This window comes from Variovorax sp. CCNWLW186, from assembly GCF_037203865.1.
GTDB lineage: Bacteria > Pseudomonadota > Gammaproteobacteria > Burkholderiales > Burkholderiaceae_C > Variovorax.
Genome location: NZ_JBBCBO010000011.1, coordinates 140,319 through 153,316, shown reverse-complemented (window position 1 = coordinate 153,316; position 12,998 = coordinate 140,319). Strand labels below are relative to the sequence as shown.

The 12,998-nt window shown below is 68.5% G+C and carries 14 protein-coding genes; 12 read left to right on the top strand and 2 right to left on the bottom strand.

Annotated features, from left to right (window positions below; translation table 11 throughout):
* Positions 1–2: 2 nt before the first annotated feature.
* Positions 3–422 carry a hypothetical protein gene (locus V9K97_RS15640; protein WP_337319119.1) on the bottom strand — a complete coding sequence of 140 codons (420 nt, stop codon included), beginning with the start codon at positions 420–422 and terminating at the stop codon, positions 3–5.
* Positions 423–615: 193 nt separating this feature from the next.
* Here V9K97_RS15640 and V9K97_RS15635 point away from each other — a divergent pair, with 193 nt between their 5' ends.
* Positions 616–1,197, top strand: a complete 582-nt coding sequence (locus V9K97_RS15635) for a sigma-70 family RNA polymerase sigma factor (RefSeq protein WP_443303442.1) — start codon at positions 616–618, stop codon at positions 1,195–1,197.
* Complete coding sequence (locus V9K97_RS15630; RefSeq protein ID WP_337319117.1) at positions 1,194–1,835, top strand: DUF1109 domain-containing protein; 642 nt, start codon at positions 1,194–1,196, stop codon at positions 1,833–1,835. Before V9K97_RS15635 ends, V9K97_RS15630 begins: the two co-directional genes overlap by 4 nt.
* Positions 1,836–1,873: 38 nt before the next feature.
* Here V9K97_RS15630 and V9K97_RS15625 read toward each other — a convergent pair whose 3' ends face one another.
* Positions 1,874–3,385: a helicase HerA-like domain-containing protein gene (locus V9K97_RS15625; RefSeq protein ID WP_337319115.1), complete on the bottom strand. Its 1,512-nt coding sequence runs from the start codon at positions 3,383–3,385 to the stop codon at positions 1,874–1,876.
* Between the two features lie 101 nt (positions 3,386–3,486).
* Between V9K97_RS15625 and V9K97_RS15620 the strand changes: the two genes are divergently transcribed.
* From V9K97_RS15620 to fabG, 10 genes are read left to right on the top strand one after another with little or no spacing between them, the layout of a single operon-like run.
* Positions 3,487–3,798, top strand: coding sequence for a phosphopantetheine-binding protein (locus V9K97_RS15620; RefSeq protein ID WP_055796895.1), 312 nt, complete (start codon positions 3,487–3,489; stop codon positions 3,796–3,798).
* 3 nt (positions 3,799–3,801) lie between these two features.
* Positions 3,802–4,446 (top strand): hypothetical protein, encoded by a 645-nt coding sequence (locus V9K97_RS15615; RefSeq protein WP_126746037.1) that lies wholly within the window; start codon positions 3,802–3,804, stop codon positions 4,444–4,446.
* A 13-nt stretch (positions 4,447–4,459) separates the two neighbouring features.
* A complete protein-coding gene (locus V9K97_RS15610) occupies positions 4,460–6,169 on the top strand; it encodes an AMP-binding protein (RefSeq protein ID WP_337319113.1) in 1,710 nt (569 codons plus the stop codon).
* Positions 6,169–7,167, top strand: coding sequence for an acyl-CoA synthetase (locus V9K97_RS15605; RefSeq protein ID WP_258506603.1), 999 nt, complete (start codon positions 6,169–6,171; stop codon positions 7,165–7,167). Before V9K97_RS15610 ends, V9K97_RS15605 begins: the two co-directional genes overlap by 1 nt.
* Positions 7,139–7,786 (top strand): outer membrane lipoprotein carrier protein LolA, encoded by a 648-nt coding sequence (locus V9K97_RS15600; RefSeq protein ID WP_258506601.1) that lies wholly within the window; start codon positions 7,139–7,141, stop codon positions 7,784–7,786. Before V9K97_RS15605 ends, V9K97_RS15600 begins: the two co-directional genes overlap by 29 nt.
* Positions 7,783–10,179 carry an MMPL family transporter gene (locus V9K97_RS15595; protein ID WP_337319111.1) on the top strand — a complete coding sequence of 799 codons (2,397 nt, stop codon included), beginning with the start codon at positions 7,783–7,785 and terminating at the stop codon, positions 10,177–10,179. Before V9K97_RS15600 ends, V9K97_RS15595 begins: the two co-directional genes overlap by 4 nt.
* Positions 10,179–11,021 (top strand): polysaccharide deacetylase family protein, encoded by an 843-nt coding sequence (locus V9K97_RS15590; protein ID WP_337319109.1) that lies wholly within the window; start codon positions 10,179–10,181, stop codon positions 11,019–11,021. Before V9K97_RS15595 ends, V9K97_RS15590 begins: the two co-directional genes overlap by 1 nt.
* A complete protein-coding gene (locus V9K97_RS15585) occupies positions 11,018–11,791 on the top strand; it encodes a class I SAM-dependent methyltransferase (protein WP_337319107.1) in 774 nt (257 codons plus the stop codon). The genes V9K97_RS15590 and V9K97_RS15585 overlap by 4 nt, the downstream gene beginning before the upstream one ends.
* Positions 11,788–12,261: a hydroxymyristoyl-ACP dehydratase gene (locus V9K97_RS15580; RefSeq protein WP_337319105.1), complete on the top strand. Its 474-nt coding sequence runs from the start codon at positions 11,788–11,790 to the stop codon at positions 12,259–12,261. The genes V9K97_RS15585 and V9K97_RS15580 overlap by 4 nt, the downstream gene beginning before the upstream one ends.
* On the top strand, positions 12,258–12,989 hold the full coding sequence (gene fabG / locus V9K97_RS15575; RefSeq protein WP_258506595.1) for a 3-oxoacyl-ACP reductase FabG: 732 nt from the start codon (positions 12,258–12,260) through the stop codon (positions 12,987–12,989). The genes V9K97_RS15580 and fabG overlap by 4 nt, the downstream gene beginning before the upstream one ends.
* Positions 12,990–12,998 lie beyond the last annotated feature (9 nt).

The window sequence follows — 12,998 nt, the reverse complement described above, 5'->3', positions numbered from 1 at the left end:
GTTCAGATGTAAGCGATCCAACGCCCGCAGATGATGACAGCGAGCCAAAACCCCAACGACAGCAGGCATTGCACCTTGGGTATGGCGCCGCTGGCCGCAAGGCCGCCGCGCGCGTGGAACCAGGCGGCGTTGGCGCCGGCCAGGCAGATCATGAGCAGCTTGACGCGGAATGCCGAGTTGGCGAGCAGTTCGCCGGGCTGGCTGGCAAACATCGTGAGGCCGGTGGCGGCGCACAGGCCAAAACCGGCCAGCGCCGGCAGCAGCGTAAGGCGGGCCAAATGGCTTTGCGACAGTTCCTTGCCTACGCCGAGCACGCGCAGCTCGAACACAAGCAGCCCGCCGAACAGCATGGCAATGCCCACGATATGCACCACCTCCAGCGCCGGGTAGGCCCAGGGGTGCGAAGCGAGGCCGGCCAGCATTCGCGTGCCTCAGGTGCGGGCCGAAGCCGGTTCAGGGGCCAAGGGGCATGCGGCAGCAGGTGGCACGGGCGCTCCTTCAGTGGGTTCGGGCGAGCTTAGCCCAGGACGCGACGCGGCGGGCGCCGGGGTCCGGCGGGTAACGGCACAATCCGGCGGAACCTTTTTCTTGAACGGGCTGTAACCAGCCGGTCCGATGGCACGAAACACTATGGACAGCAGGACGCGAATGAGCGACGCCGAGGCGGCGTTGCGGAGCCTGTTCCTGCGGGGCCTTGCCGGCGACGCAGCGGCTTACCGCGAATTCCTGCAAAAACTCAGCGCGCACTTGCGCGCTTTTCTGGGCAAGCGCCTTTTCGGCTGGCCCGACGAAGTGGAAGATCTTGTCCAGGAATGCCTGCTCGCCATGCACAACCAGCGCCATACCTACCAGAGCGACCAGCCGCTGACGGCCTGGGTGCATGCGATTGCGCGCTACAAGATGATCGACCTGCTGCGCGCCAAGTCGGCACGCGAAGCGCTGCATGATCCACTGGACGATGACCTGGCCGTGTTCGCCGAATCGGCCATCGACGCCAGCGATGCGCGCCGCGACATCGGCGGCTTGCTGCAGACCCTGCCTGAGCGCCAGCGCCTGCCCATCGTGCATGTGAAGCTCGAAGGCCTTTCGGTGACCGAAACGGCAAGCCTGACCGGCATGTCGGAATCGGCCGTGAAGGTCGGCATTCACCGCGGCCTCAAGGCGCTCGCGGCCAGACTCAGGAGCAAGACGCCATGAAAACCGACGATCTCGTGGCCATGCTGGCCACCGGTGCCGCGCCCGCGCCGCGCCGCGCCGCCGGGCGGCGCCTGGCGCTTGCCGTGCTGGCCGGCGTGCCGCTGTCGTTCGCCATCCTGCTCACCGAATACGGTGTTCGCCGCGATCTGGTGCAGGCCATGTTCTGGCCGATGTTCTGGGTCAAGGTGCTGTTTCCGCTGTGCATTGCCGCGGCGGCCTTCGTGGCGGTGCAGCGCCTCGCGCGCCCGGGCGTTCCGGTGCGGCGCGCCTGGATCGGCATTGCCGTGCCGCTGCTCGTGGTGTGGGTGCTGGCGGCGATGTCGTGGTTCAACGCGCCGCCCGAAGAACGCATGCCGCTGCTCATGGGCGAGTCGTGGCGCATCTGCGCGGTCAGCATCGGCCTCATGGCGCTGCCCGTCTTCGCGGCGGCGCTGGTGGCGTTGCGGGGGCTGGCGCCCACGCGTCCGGCCTTGGCGGGCGCGGCCGCCGGCGGTCTGGCGGGCGGGATGGGGGCGGCCGTGTACGCGCTGCACTGCATGGAACTGACGGCACCGTTCCTCGCGGTCTGGTACGTCAGCGGCATTGCGGTGCCGGTGGTGCTGGGCGCGGTGCTGGGGCCCCGCTTGCTGCGCTGGTAGATCGCGCCGAGATCGCGCCGGCCGGGCGGGGCCCGGCCTCAGCGCTTCTTGGCCCCGAAGATGCCGCCCAGAACGCCGCGCAGGATTTCCTTGCCGACCGAAGTGCCCATGGTGCGCACCGCCGACTTGGCCATGGTCTGCACCAGGCCGTCACGCTTGCCGCCGCGCGGGCCGGTGCTGCCGAAGAGCAGGTCATTCAGCATGCTGCTGCCACCCTCGGAAGCTTCCGCCGCGCCCTTGGCACCCGGCTTGGCGGCCGGTGCATCCGGCGCGGTCTCGGCGCGGCCCTTGAGCTTTTCGTAGGCCGATTCACGGTCCACCGTCTTTTCGTACACGCCGGCGACAAGCGAATTGGCGATCACGGCCTGGCGTTGTTCGGCAGTGACAGGGCCGATCTGGCTGCCCGGCGGCACCACGAACACGCGTTCCGTCACGCTCGGGCGGCCCTTGGCGTCGAGAAAACTCACCAGCGCCTCGCCCACGGCAAGCTCGGTGATGGCAGTTTCGATGTCCAGGCCCGGCTTCTCGCGCATGGTGGTGGCCGTGGCTTTCACGGCCTTCTGGTCGCGCGGGGTGAACGCGCGCAGCGCATGCTGCACGCGGTTGCCCAACTGGGCCAGCACCGAATCCGGAATGTCGAGCGGGTTCTGCGTCACGAAATAAACGCCCACACCCTTGGAGCGCACGAGCCGCACCACCAACTCGATGCGTTCGACCAGCGCCTTGGGCGCTTCGTTGAACAGCAGATGGGCCTCATCGAAGAAGAAGGCCAGCTTGGGTTGGTCCGGGTCGCCGATTTCGGGCAGCTGTTCGAACAGTTCAGACAGCATCCAGAGCAGGAACGTGGCGTACAGCCGCGGCGAGTTCATGAGCTTGTCCGCGGCCAGGATATTGACCACGCCCTTGCCGCCCACGGTTTGCATGAAGTCGGCAATGTTGAGCATCGGCTCGCCGAAGAACTTGTCGCCGCCCTGGGTTTCGATCTGCAGCAGCCCGCGCTGGATGGCGCCCACGCTGGCGGCGCTGATGTTGCCGTATTCGGTGGTGAACTGGCTCCCGTTCTCGCCCACGTACTGCAGCATGGCGCGCAGGTCTTTCAGGTCGAGCAGCAGCAGGCCGTTGTCGTCGGCAATCTTGAACACCAGGTTCAGCACGCCGGCCTGGGTTTCGTTCACGTCGAGCATGCGGCCCAGCAGCAGCGGGCCCATGTCGGAAACCGTGGCCCGTACCGGGTGGCCCTGTTCACCGAACACGTCCCACAGCGTAACGGGGCAGGCGGCCGGTTCGGGCAGGTCGATGCCGCGTTCCTTCAGCGTGGCCGCCATCTTCTCGCCGATGCTGCCTTTCTGGCTCATGCCGGTCAGGTCGCCCTTGACGTCGGCCATGAACACCGGAACGCCGATGCTCGAGAGCTTTTCAGCGATGGTTTGCAGGGTGACCGTCTTGCCGGTGCCGGTGGCGCCGGTGATCAGGCCGTGGCGGTTGGCCAGGCTGGGCAGCAGGGCGCACTCGGTGGTGTCGTGGCGTGCTATCAGGAGGGGGTCGGCCATTGAGGGCTCCGGGTCGTATCGAAGCGGGCAGTCTAATCAAGCGGCGCTCCTATAATCCACGGCCCCCGAGGTAGTTACGGAAAAAGTTTCAGGAGGTTTTTTTGTCATCGACTGCTCAGCCCCCCATTCCCGCCGTTGGCGATTCACCTGAACAGTCGCCGATTGAAAAAGAGTTGGCCGTCTTGCTCGTGAACGCGCTCAATCTGGAAGTCGCCCCCGAAGACATCGTGCCGACCGACCCGCTCTACGGCGAAGGCCTGGGCCTCGATTCCATCGACATCCTTGAGGTTGCGCTCGAAGTGTCCCGGCGCTACGGCTTCCAGTTGCGTTCGGACGACGAGCGCAACCAACAGATCTTCCAGTCGCTGCGCACGCTCGCGACCCACGTCGCCCAGCACCGCAGCGCCTCCTGATCCATGTCTCGATGGCGACTGGCGCTCCTGCTGCTGGTGGGAGTGGCCTATGCCGGCCTCTCTCACTGGATGATGCTGTTCCACCCCACCGAGCCGTGGGCGGTGGTGGTCTTGCTCGGCCCGCTCTGGCTGGCTGCCATGGGTTTTGCCGCCAGCAAGCTCGGCCGCTGGGGCTTCATTGCCGCCATGCTGCTCGGCATCGCGGGCTTCGCCTTGGTTTTCCTGGGTGAGGCGGGCGATACGAATCGGCTCTATGTGTTCCAGCATGTGGCCATCAACGGCCTCTTGTGCGGCTGGTTCGGCGCTTCGCTGCGCGGGCCCGGCCTGCCGCTGATCACCCAGTTTGCCCAGCGCGTGCATCCGCTCAAGGGCCATATGCTGGCCTACACGACGCAGCTCACCCGCATCTGGACCGCGTATTTCGCGCTCGTGGTCGTCTCGTCGATCGTGGTGTACCTGAGCCTGCCTTTTTCGGCCTGGTCGCTGCTGGCCAATGTGCTGACCCCGCTTTCGGTGACCCTGCTTTTCGTGGGCGAGCACCTGGTGCGCTACCGGCTGCACCCCGAATTCGAGCGCACGCGGCTCATTGATGCGGTGCGCGCCTTCCAGGGAACATCGCCCATCGACAACGGCACCGGCAGCCGGTAGAGCAGGGCCCTGCGTGACCGCCGAAACCCGCCTGCTGCCGCTCATCACCAACCGGGACCTCGACGCGCCCCTGGCCTGGCGCGCCGGCGTGCCGGTGAGCACGCGCCAGTTCCTGGCCGACGTGGCCCGGTTCGCGCCGGTGCTCCCCGCAGAGGGCAAGGCCGTCAACCTGTGCGTCGACCGCTACGCCTTTGCCGTCAGCCTGGCCGCTGCGCTGGTGCGCGGCCATGCAAGCCTCTTGCCGCCCGACGCCCGGCCCGACACGCTCGCGCGGCTGCTCGACTCCGGTGGGTCGAATCTCTTCGCGCTGACCGACGATGTCGGCCTGGCCACCCCCGGCATGCCGCGCGTGCTGATCGAAGACCGGTCCAGCCCCGAAGGCGGCGCCGGGCTCGAGGTGCCGGCCGTCGACGGCGGCATGCACGCCGTGAGCCTGCTGACCTCCGGCTCGACCGGCGTGCCCCAGCCGCACGCCAAGCGGTGGGAAACACTGGTGGGCGATGTGGCCGTGGCGGTGGAGCGGCTCGCCAGCCTGCTCGGGCGGCCATCGCTTGCCGGCCTGACGCTGGTTGCGACCGTGCCGGTTCAGCACAGCTACGGACTCGAATCGTCGGTGCTGCTGGCCATGCTGGGCGGCGCCGCATTCGAAAGCGGACGGCCGTTCTTTCCGGCCGATGTGGTGAAAACGCTGGCCTCGGTGCCGCGCCCGCGTGCGTTGGTCACCACACCTTTCCACTTGAAGACGCTGCTGCTCTCGGGCATCGAGCTGCCGCCTGTCGACCTGATTCTTTCGGCTACCGCGCCGCTATCGCCGCAGCTGGCGGCCCAGGCCGAGCAGGCGCTCGGCGGCGTGCTGATCGAAATCTACGGCAGCACCGAGTCCGGCCAGGTCGCCACCCGCCGCACCACGCAAAGCGAGGTCTGGGAGAACTTCGGCAACATTCGCGTGCATGCCGAACCGGGCGAGGGCGACGGACCCGAGCGCTTCATTTTCAGCGGCGACTTCCTGCCCGAGCCCACGCCCATGGCCGACGTGCTCGAACTTCTCGATGCGCGCCGCTTCCGGTTGTTCGGCCGGGCCAACGACCTGATTCACGTGGCGGGGCGGCGCAGTTCGCTCGCGCATCTGAACTATCACCTCAACAGCATTGCGGGCGTTGAAGACGGCGCGTTCTGGCTTCCCGACGAAGTGGCCGACGGTGTGGTGCGTCCCGTGGCTTTCGTGGTGGCGCCCACGCTCTCGGCCGGCGAAATCATCGCGGCGCTGCGGCAGCGGCTCGAGCCGGTGTTCGTTCCGCGGCGTGTGGTGCAGGTCAAGGCTTTTCCGCGCGAAGGCACCGGCAAGCTCACCGTGCGCGCGCTGCGCGAATTCGCGCTTGCGCAGCTTGCGGGAGACGACACCCCGGTGGAGTTTGCCCATGCGGTGCCCGTTGATCACCCGGCGTTCGCGGGCCACTTTCCCGGTCAGCCGCTGCTGCCTGGGGCGCTGATACTGGCCGAGGTCATGGAAGCAGTGCAGCGGGTGCCGGCACTGGTTGCCCGGCTTGGCACGCACCCCACGCTTGCTGCTGCCAAGTTTCTGGCGCCCGTGCGGCCGGGGAGCATGCTCTCCATCGAACTGCAACCCGAGGCGGGCGCCGCGCGCGGCGTGCGTTTCGACGTGCGCTGCGACGGCGTGGTGGCTGTCACCGGCCGCTGGACCGCGGCGCCAGGCTCCGCGTGATGAAGCACACCGAAGCCGAGACGCACGCCGTGAAAGAGGCGTCGCAGACGGGGCAGCGCGGCGACTGGGCGCGCGCCCCCGAGCGCAGCAACATGCTGGCCCTGCGCTTCATCTGCATGATGGCGCTGGTTTTCGGGCGCCACATCACGCGGCTGCTGCTGCCGCCGATCAGCCTGTACTTTCTCTTGTTCGCGCCCACGCCGCGCCGCCACATCAAGCGCTACCTGTTCAGGGCCATTGGCCCGCGCGCGGGGTGGATCGACGGCTATCGCCTGCTGCACGCCTTTGCCTCGACGGTGCTCGACCGCGTGTACTTCCTGCGCGGGCGCATGGATCTGTTCGACGTGAAGGTCAAGGGCAACATGCCGCTGGAGACCGAGGCGCTGCAAGGGCGGGGCGCCTTTCTGCTGGGCGCGCACGTCGGCAGCTTCGAGGCGCTGGGCGCCTGCAAGCACCACAGCCAGCACAAGCAGGAGTTGCGGCTCGCGATGCTGATGTATCCCGACAACGCGCAGCGCATCACGGCCATTCTGAACGCGATCAGCCTCCCTGAAGCGCGGCCTCACGTGATCGCGCTGGGCCGGCCGCATTCGATGCTTGCCCTGCGCGACTGGCTCGACCACGGCGGCCTTGGCGGCATGCTGGCCGACCGTACGCTGCCGGGCAGCGAGGACCAGCCCGCGCAGCAGCGCGGCAACAACATCGTGCTGCCCTTTTTGGGCCAGCCGGCCAGCTTCAACGACGGCCCGTTCCGCCTCGCGGCGCTGCTGCGGCGCAAGGTGTTCTTCATGGCCGGCCTGTACGGCGGCGGTGCGCGCTACGATGTCCAGTTCGACCTGCTGGCCGACTTCAGCGAACGCGCCTCCGACCCCGCCGAGCGGGAACGCCGCATCCGCGCGGCAGTCGAAGCCTACGTGGCGCACCTCGAAGCGCTGTGCCGCGCCTACCCCTACAACTGGTTCAACTTTCATGATTTCTGGCTCGAAGATTCGGTTTGACTGGCTTTGCAGGAGCCTGCTGCTGGCACTGGCCTGCTGCGCCGCGCCCGCGTGGGCTTTCGACTTGTCCGAGCTGATGGGTCTTCTTTCCAAGCAGAAGAGCGGCGAGGCGCGCTTCACCGAGCAGCGCTTCGTGCACGGCCTGGAAGGCCCGCTCGATGCGCGGGGCACGCTGAGCTTCGAGGCGCCGGACAAGCTGGTGCGACGCACCTTGTCGCCGCGCGTCGAAACCATGGCGGTCGAAGGCAACACGCTCACGCTCTCGCGCGGCGGCCGCAACCGCACGCTCACGCTCGACAGCATGCCCGAGCTGCTCGGCCTGGTCGAAGCCATGCGCGGCACGCTGACGGGCGACGGCACCACGCTGCAGCGCTATTTCCGCAGCACCGTGGGCGGGTCGGCCAGCAACTGGACGCTCGACCTCACGCCCATCGACAGCCGCCTGGCGGCGCAGATGCGCAGCATCCGCATCTCGGGCCGCGCCAGCGAAGTGCTGGGCCTTGAAATGGAATTCGTCGGCGGCGACCGCTCGGTGATGAACATCACGCCCGAGCGCGCGGGCGCCGCTCCCGTGGCTCCCTCTGCGCCAGCGGGCGCTGCCGGGCGCACCACGCCGTGACCGGGCGCCAGACCGCGGGAGGCCCGCCGAGCTGGCAGCGCCGCGCGTTGGTGCTGCTGGTGTGGGCGCTGGTCCTGATCGGCGGCGCGGTGCAGATCGCGCGCACGCAATTCAGCGCCGATCTTTCGGCTTTCCTGCCCAAGAGCCCCGATGTGCGGCAGCAGGTGCTCATCGAGCAACTGCAAAGCGGCGTCGCCTCGCGCACGTTGCTGCTCGGCATCGAGGGCGGTGCCAGCGTGGAGCAGCGCGCCGCGGTGTCCCGCGCGGTGGCCAAGGCCATGCGCGAAAGCCGTCTGTTCGACCTGATCCAGAACGGCGACACCGGCGACTGGACCGAAGCCGGCACCTGGGTCTTCGATCACCGCTACCAGCTCTCGCCAGGCGTCAAACCCGAGCAGTTCACCGTCGATGGACTGCGCGATGCAATCAACGAGACGCTCTCGATGCTGGGCACGCCGGCCGGCAACGTGATCAAGCCCTTGCTCGACCGCGACCCCACCGGAGAGACGCAGCGCATTGCCGTGGACCTGGCGCCGGCAAGCGCGCCGCGTACCGAGGGGGGCGTGTGGATGTCGCGCACCGCGCCGCGCGCGCTCATGATCGCCACCACGCGCGCCGCGGGCAGCGACCTCGACGCACAGGCCGCGGCCATCGCGCGCGTGCATGCGGCCTTCGATGCCGCCACGCGCGACATGGGCGAAGCCGGGCCCAAGCTGCTGCTCAGCGGCCCGCCGGTGTTCTCGGTGCTGAGCCGGGACAAGATCAAGACCGAAGCGATTCACCTTGCAATCGTGGGCGGCATCGTGATGGGCGGGCTGCTGCTGCTGGCGTTCGCGTCGCCGCGCGCGCTGGTCATCGCGTTCCTGCCCGTGGCCACGGGCGTGGTCATCGGCACTGCCGCGGTGAGCGTGGTGTTCGGCTCCGTGCACGGCATGACGCTGGGCTTTGGCAGCACGCTGATCGGAGAGACGGTCGACTACGCCATCTACTACCTCATTCAGGCGCGCGGCGCCGCCGTGGCCGGCACCGGCTGGGCCAGGTGGCGCGACGTGCATTGGCCCACCGTGCGGCTCGGGCTGCTCACATCGGTGTGCGGGTTTGCGGCGCTGGTGTTCTCTGGCTTTCCAGGCCTCGCGCAGCTGGGCGTTTTCTCGATAGCGGGGCTCGTGGCCGCCGCGCTCGCCACGCGCTACGCGTTGCCCATGCTCGCGCCGGACGGCGCCACCGGCATGGGCATGCGCAAGTACATGGCGCGCGGCGCCGGCCTGCTGGTTCGCGGCCTGCCACGCCTGCGCTGGGTGCTGGCGGGGCTCGGCGTCGCGGCGCTGGCGCTGGTCATCTGGCAGGGCGGCCATCTCTGGCGCGCCGACCTCGGTGCGATGAGCCCGGTGCCCAAGTCGGCCCAGCAGCTCGACGAAATGCTGCGCGCCGACATCGGCACCGGCGATGGCAGCACGCTGGTCGTGGTCTACGGCGCCGACGAAGAGGCCGCACTGCGCAATACCGAGGCAGCCGCGGCGAGGCTCGAGGCGCTGGTCGACAAGGGCGAGCTCGGCGGCTTCGAGACCGTGACGCGCGTGCTCCCGAGCGTGGCGACCCAGACGGCGCGCCTGGCCAGCCTGCCGGACGGCGAGACCCTTCGAACCCGGCTGGCCGAGGCCACGCAAGGCTCACCTTTGCCCGCCACGCGTCTCGGTCCTTTCTTGGCCGAAGTCGAAGCCGCGCGCAAGCTGGCGCCCGTGCGGCGAGCCGACTTGAAGGACGGCCCGCTCGGTTCGGTCGTCAACACGCTCATGTACCAGCGCCCGGGCGGCGGCTGGTCGACGCTGGTGGTTCTTCATCCGGGCCCGAAGTTCGATGCGGGGCGGCTCGAAGCGGCGCTTGCGGGCGCGCCTGAAGTGCAAGTGGTCGATGTGGGCCGCGAACTTGCCGGGCTCTATCAACGCTACCTGCATGAGGCCTTCGTCCAGGTGCTGCTCGGCGCATTGGCCGTGGTGGTGCTGCTTGGCATCTACCTGCGTTCGGGCAAGCGCCTGCTCGCGGTGTGCCAGCCGCTGGTGGTTGCAGTGGTGCTCACGCTCGGCGGCATGGCCGTGCTGCAGGTGCCGCTGGGCATCCTGCACCTGGTCGGCCTGCTGCTGATCGTCGCGGTCGGCTCCAACTACGCGCTGTTCTTCGACCAGCTGCGCGTGGCGGGCCGGGCCGATGAGGACACGCTGGCCTCGCTGATGCTGGCCAACCTGACCACCGTGGTGTCGTTCGGGCTGATCGCGATTTCGGACATTCCGGCGCTGTCGTCGATCGGCCGCGTGGTCGCCCCGGGTGCCTTGCTGGCGCTGCTGCTCTCGGCCGCCTTCGCGAGCCGCATGGCGCCGCCGCCCGCACGCGGCTGATGGGAAAATCCCGAGCCATGTCATCCGCATCCGCCGCACCGTCTGAATCGTGGCCCTGGCCGCCGGCCATTCGCGCGAGCGCGGCCTTGCACGTGGCCGCCATCGGCGCGGGGGCGCTGGTGCCGGGGGCGATGCCCTGGGCCATCGGCGCTGTGGTGCTGAACCATGCGCTCATCACCGGAGCGGGGCTCACGCCGCGCAGCAGTCTTCTGGGCCCCAACGTCACGCGCTTGCCCGAGGCGGCCGGCGCCCGGCGAGAAGTGGCCATCACCATCGACGACGGCCCAGAGCCCGAGGTCACGCCCCGGGTGCTCGAACTGTTGGACGCGCATGGCCAGCGCGCTACCTTTTTCTGCATAGCCGAGCGCGTGCTTGCGCACCCGGCGCTCGCGCGCGAGATCGTCGCGCGCGGCCACAGCGTCCAGAACCACACTGCGCGGCACCGGCACAATTTTTCTTTTCTCGGCCCCCGGGGCTTTGCGAGCGAGATCGCGCGGGCGCAGGAAATCCTTGCGGAAACCACAGGCCAGCGCCCGACCTGTTTCCGTGCACCGGCCGGCCTGCGCAATCCGTTCCTCGAGCCGGTGCTGCACCGCCTCGGCCTTTCGCTCGTGAGCTGGACGCGCCGCGGCTTCGACACGCGCGAAGGCGATCCCGCCAAGGTCATGGCGCGCCTTGCGCGCAACCTGCAGGCGCGCGACATTCTGCTTCTGCACGACGGCAACGCCGCGCGCACCCCTGAAGGAAATCCCGTGTTGTTGGAGGTATTGCCCTTGTTGCTCGAACGCCTGCGCGCCGAAGGCCTTAGCGCCGTCACCTTGCCCGAGGGCCTGAAGCGATGAACGCGGTGCTGCCTTCTTCGACCGGCACGACCGACAGCGCGTGGCGCGAACTGCACGAAGCCGCCACCATCCCTTACAAGAAGGGCGGCAGCTTTGCTTGGCACTTCGCGCGCGGCAAGCTGGGGCGCGACCCCGTATTTCGCGGGCTGCTCGAGCGCGGCCTGATTGGCGCGGAGCATCGGCGCGTGGTCGACATCGGCTGCGGGCAGGGGCTTTTTGCGAGCCTGCTCGCGTCGATGAGCCGCATGCAGGCGCAAGGCCGTTGGCCGGCCTCGTGGAAGCCTACGCCGGCGGCGGCCGACTACACGGGCATCGAGCTCATGCCCAAGGACGTGGCGCGTGCCGAGGCTTCCATCGGCCATCTGCAACTGGCGCCGAAGCTGGTCTGCGCCGACATGTGCTCGGCGGCGCTGCCGGATTGCGACCTGGTCGTGATTCTCGACGTGCTGCACTACGTGAACATCGAGGCGCAAGACGGCGTTCTGCAGCGTGTGCGCGATGCACTGCGGCGCGGCGGCAACCCGAACGCGCGGCTGCTGCTGCGCGTGGGCGATGCATCGAGCAAGCGCGGCTTCGCCATCAGCCAGTGGGTCGACCGCACGGTAACGCGGATCCGCGGCCACAAGGTGTCCCCCACCTGGGGCCGCCCGCTGGCCGATTGGATCGCGGTGCTGCAGCGGCTGGGTTTCAGCGTGCAGAGCATTCCCATGAGCGAGGGCACGCCCTTTGCCAACGTGCTGCTGGTGGCCGACCTGGAGCCCTCTGCGTGACAACGGCTCCGCAAACGCTCGACCGTGCGGGCATTGCGCAGCGCATTCCGCACAGCGGCAGCATGTGCCTGCTCGATCGCCTCGAGCGCTGGGACGCCGAATCCATCCATTGCAGCACCCGCACGCATACACAGCCCGACAACCCGCTGCGAACGGCGGGTGGTCTGCTCGCGCCCAACGCCATCGAGTACGCCGCGCAGGCGATGGCGTTGCACGGCGGCATGCTGGCCGCCGAAGGAAGCACGCCATCGGCCGGCTTTCTGGCGAGTGCGCGCAACGTACGCTTCTCGGTTGCTCGCCTCGACGACGTTGCCGGCGCACTGCAGGTGCAGGCGCGGCGCCTTTCGGGCGACACGAACCAGATCCTTTATGAATTCGCGGTGAAAGACAGCGACGGCCTCATGCTGGCCGAAGGCCGCGCCGTGGTGGTGCTGAACACACCGCTTGCAACCGGAGCGACCACCGCATGAGCCTCGAAGGAAAGCGCGCACTGATCACTGGCGCCAGCGGCGCATTGGGCGCCGCCATGGCCGAGCGCCTGGCACGCGACGGCGCCACCGTGCTTCTGCACGCCAATTCGCGGCCCGAAGCGGTGGAGCAGCTGGCAGCCACGATTGCGGCGGCTGGCGGCAAGGCCGAATGCCACGTTTTCGACCTGCGCAGCGACGAAGCCTGCCGTGTGGCGTGCGAACGGATGCTCGAAGATGGGCCGGTCCAGATCGTCGTCAACAACGCCGGCGTGCACGACGACGCCGTGCTGCCCGGCATGCGTGCCGAACAGTGGCACAAGGTGATCGACGTTTCGCTCAACGGCTTTTTTCGCGTGACGCAGCCGCTGCTGCTGCCGATGATGCGCACCCGCTGGGGCCGCGTGCTCAATATCTCGTCAGTCTCGGCGCTGACCGGCAACCGCGGGCAGGTCAACTATGCGGCCGCCAAGGGTGCGCTCAACAGTGCGACCAAGGCGTTGTCGCTCGAAGTGGCGTCGCGCGGCGTCACGGTCAACGCCATTGCGCCGGGCATCATCGCCTCGCCCATGGCCGACGCAACCTTCGACCCCGCCATGGTCAACCAGATGGTCCCGATGAAGCGCGCCGGAACGCCGCAGGAAGTGGCGTCGCTGGCCTCGTTCCTGGCCAGCGACGAGGCGGCCTACATCACGGGGCAGGTGATTTCCATCAACGGCGGAATGATCTGAGCTTGCTGC

Bases quoted from the DNA above. Each gene is read 5' to 3' on its own strand.
- V9K97_RS15640 (WP_337319119.1), bottom strand. From the start codon at position 422: ATGCTGGCCGGCCTCGCTTCGCACCCCTGGGCCTACCCGGCGCTGGAG.
- V9K97_RS15635 (WP_443303442.1), top strand. From the start codon at position 616: ATGGCACGAAACACTATGGACAGCAGGACGCGAATGAGCGACGCCGAG.
- V9K97_RS15630 (WP_337319117.1), top strand. From the start codon at position 1,194: ATGAAAACCGACGATCTCGTGGCCATGCTGGCCACCGGTGCCGCGCCC.
- V9K97_RS15625 (WP_337319115.1), bottom strand. From the start codon at position 3,385: ATGGCCGACCCCCTCCTGATAGCACGCCACGACACCACCGAGTGCGCC.
- V9K97_RS15615 (WP_126746037.1), top strand. From the start codon at position 3,802: ATGTCTCGATGGCGACTGGCGCTCCTGCTGCTGGTGGGAGTGGCCTAT.
- V9K97_RS15605 (WP_258506603.1), top strand. From the start codon at position 6,169: ATGAAGCACACCGAAGCCGAGACGCACGCCGTGAAAGAGGCGTCGCAG.
- V9K97_RS15600 (WP_258506601.1), top strand. From the start codon at position 7,139: ATGATTTCTGGCTCGAAGATTCGGTTTGACTGGCTTTGCAGGAGCCTG.
- V9K97_RS15590 (WP_337319109.1), top strand. From the start codon at position 10,179: ATGGGAAAATCCCGAGCCATGTCATCCGCATCCGCCGCACCGTCTGAA.
- V9K97_RS15585 (WP_337319107.1), top strand. From the start codon at position 11,018: ATGAACGCGGTGCTGCCTTCTTCGACCGGCACGACCGACAGCGCGTGG.
- fabG (WP_258506595.1), top strand. From the start codon at position 12,258: ATGAGCCTCGAAGGAAAGCGCGCACTGATCACTGGCGCCAGCGGCGCA.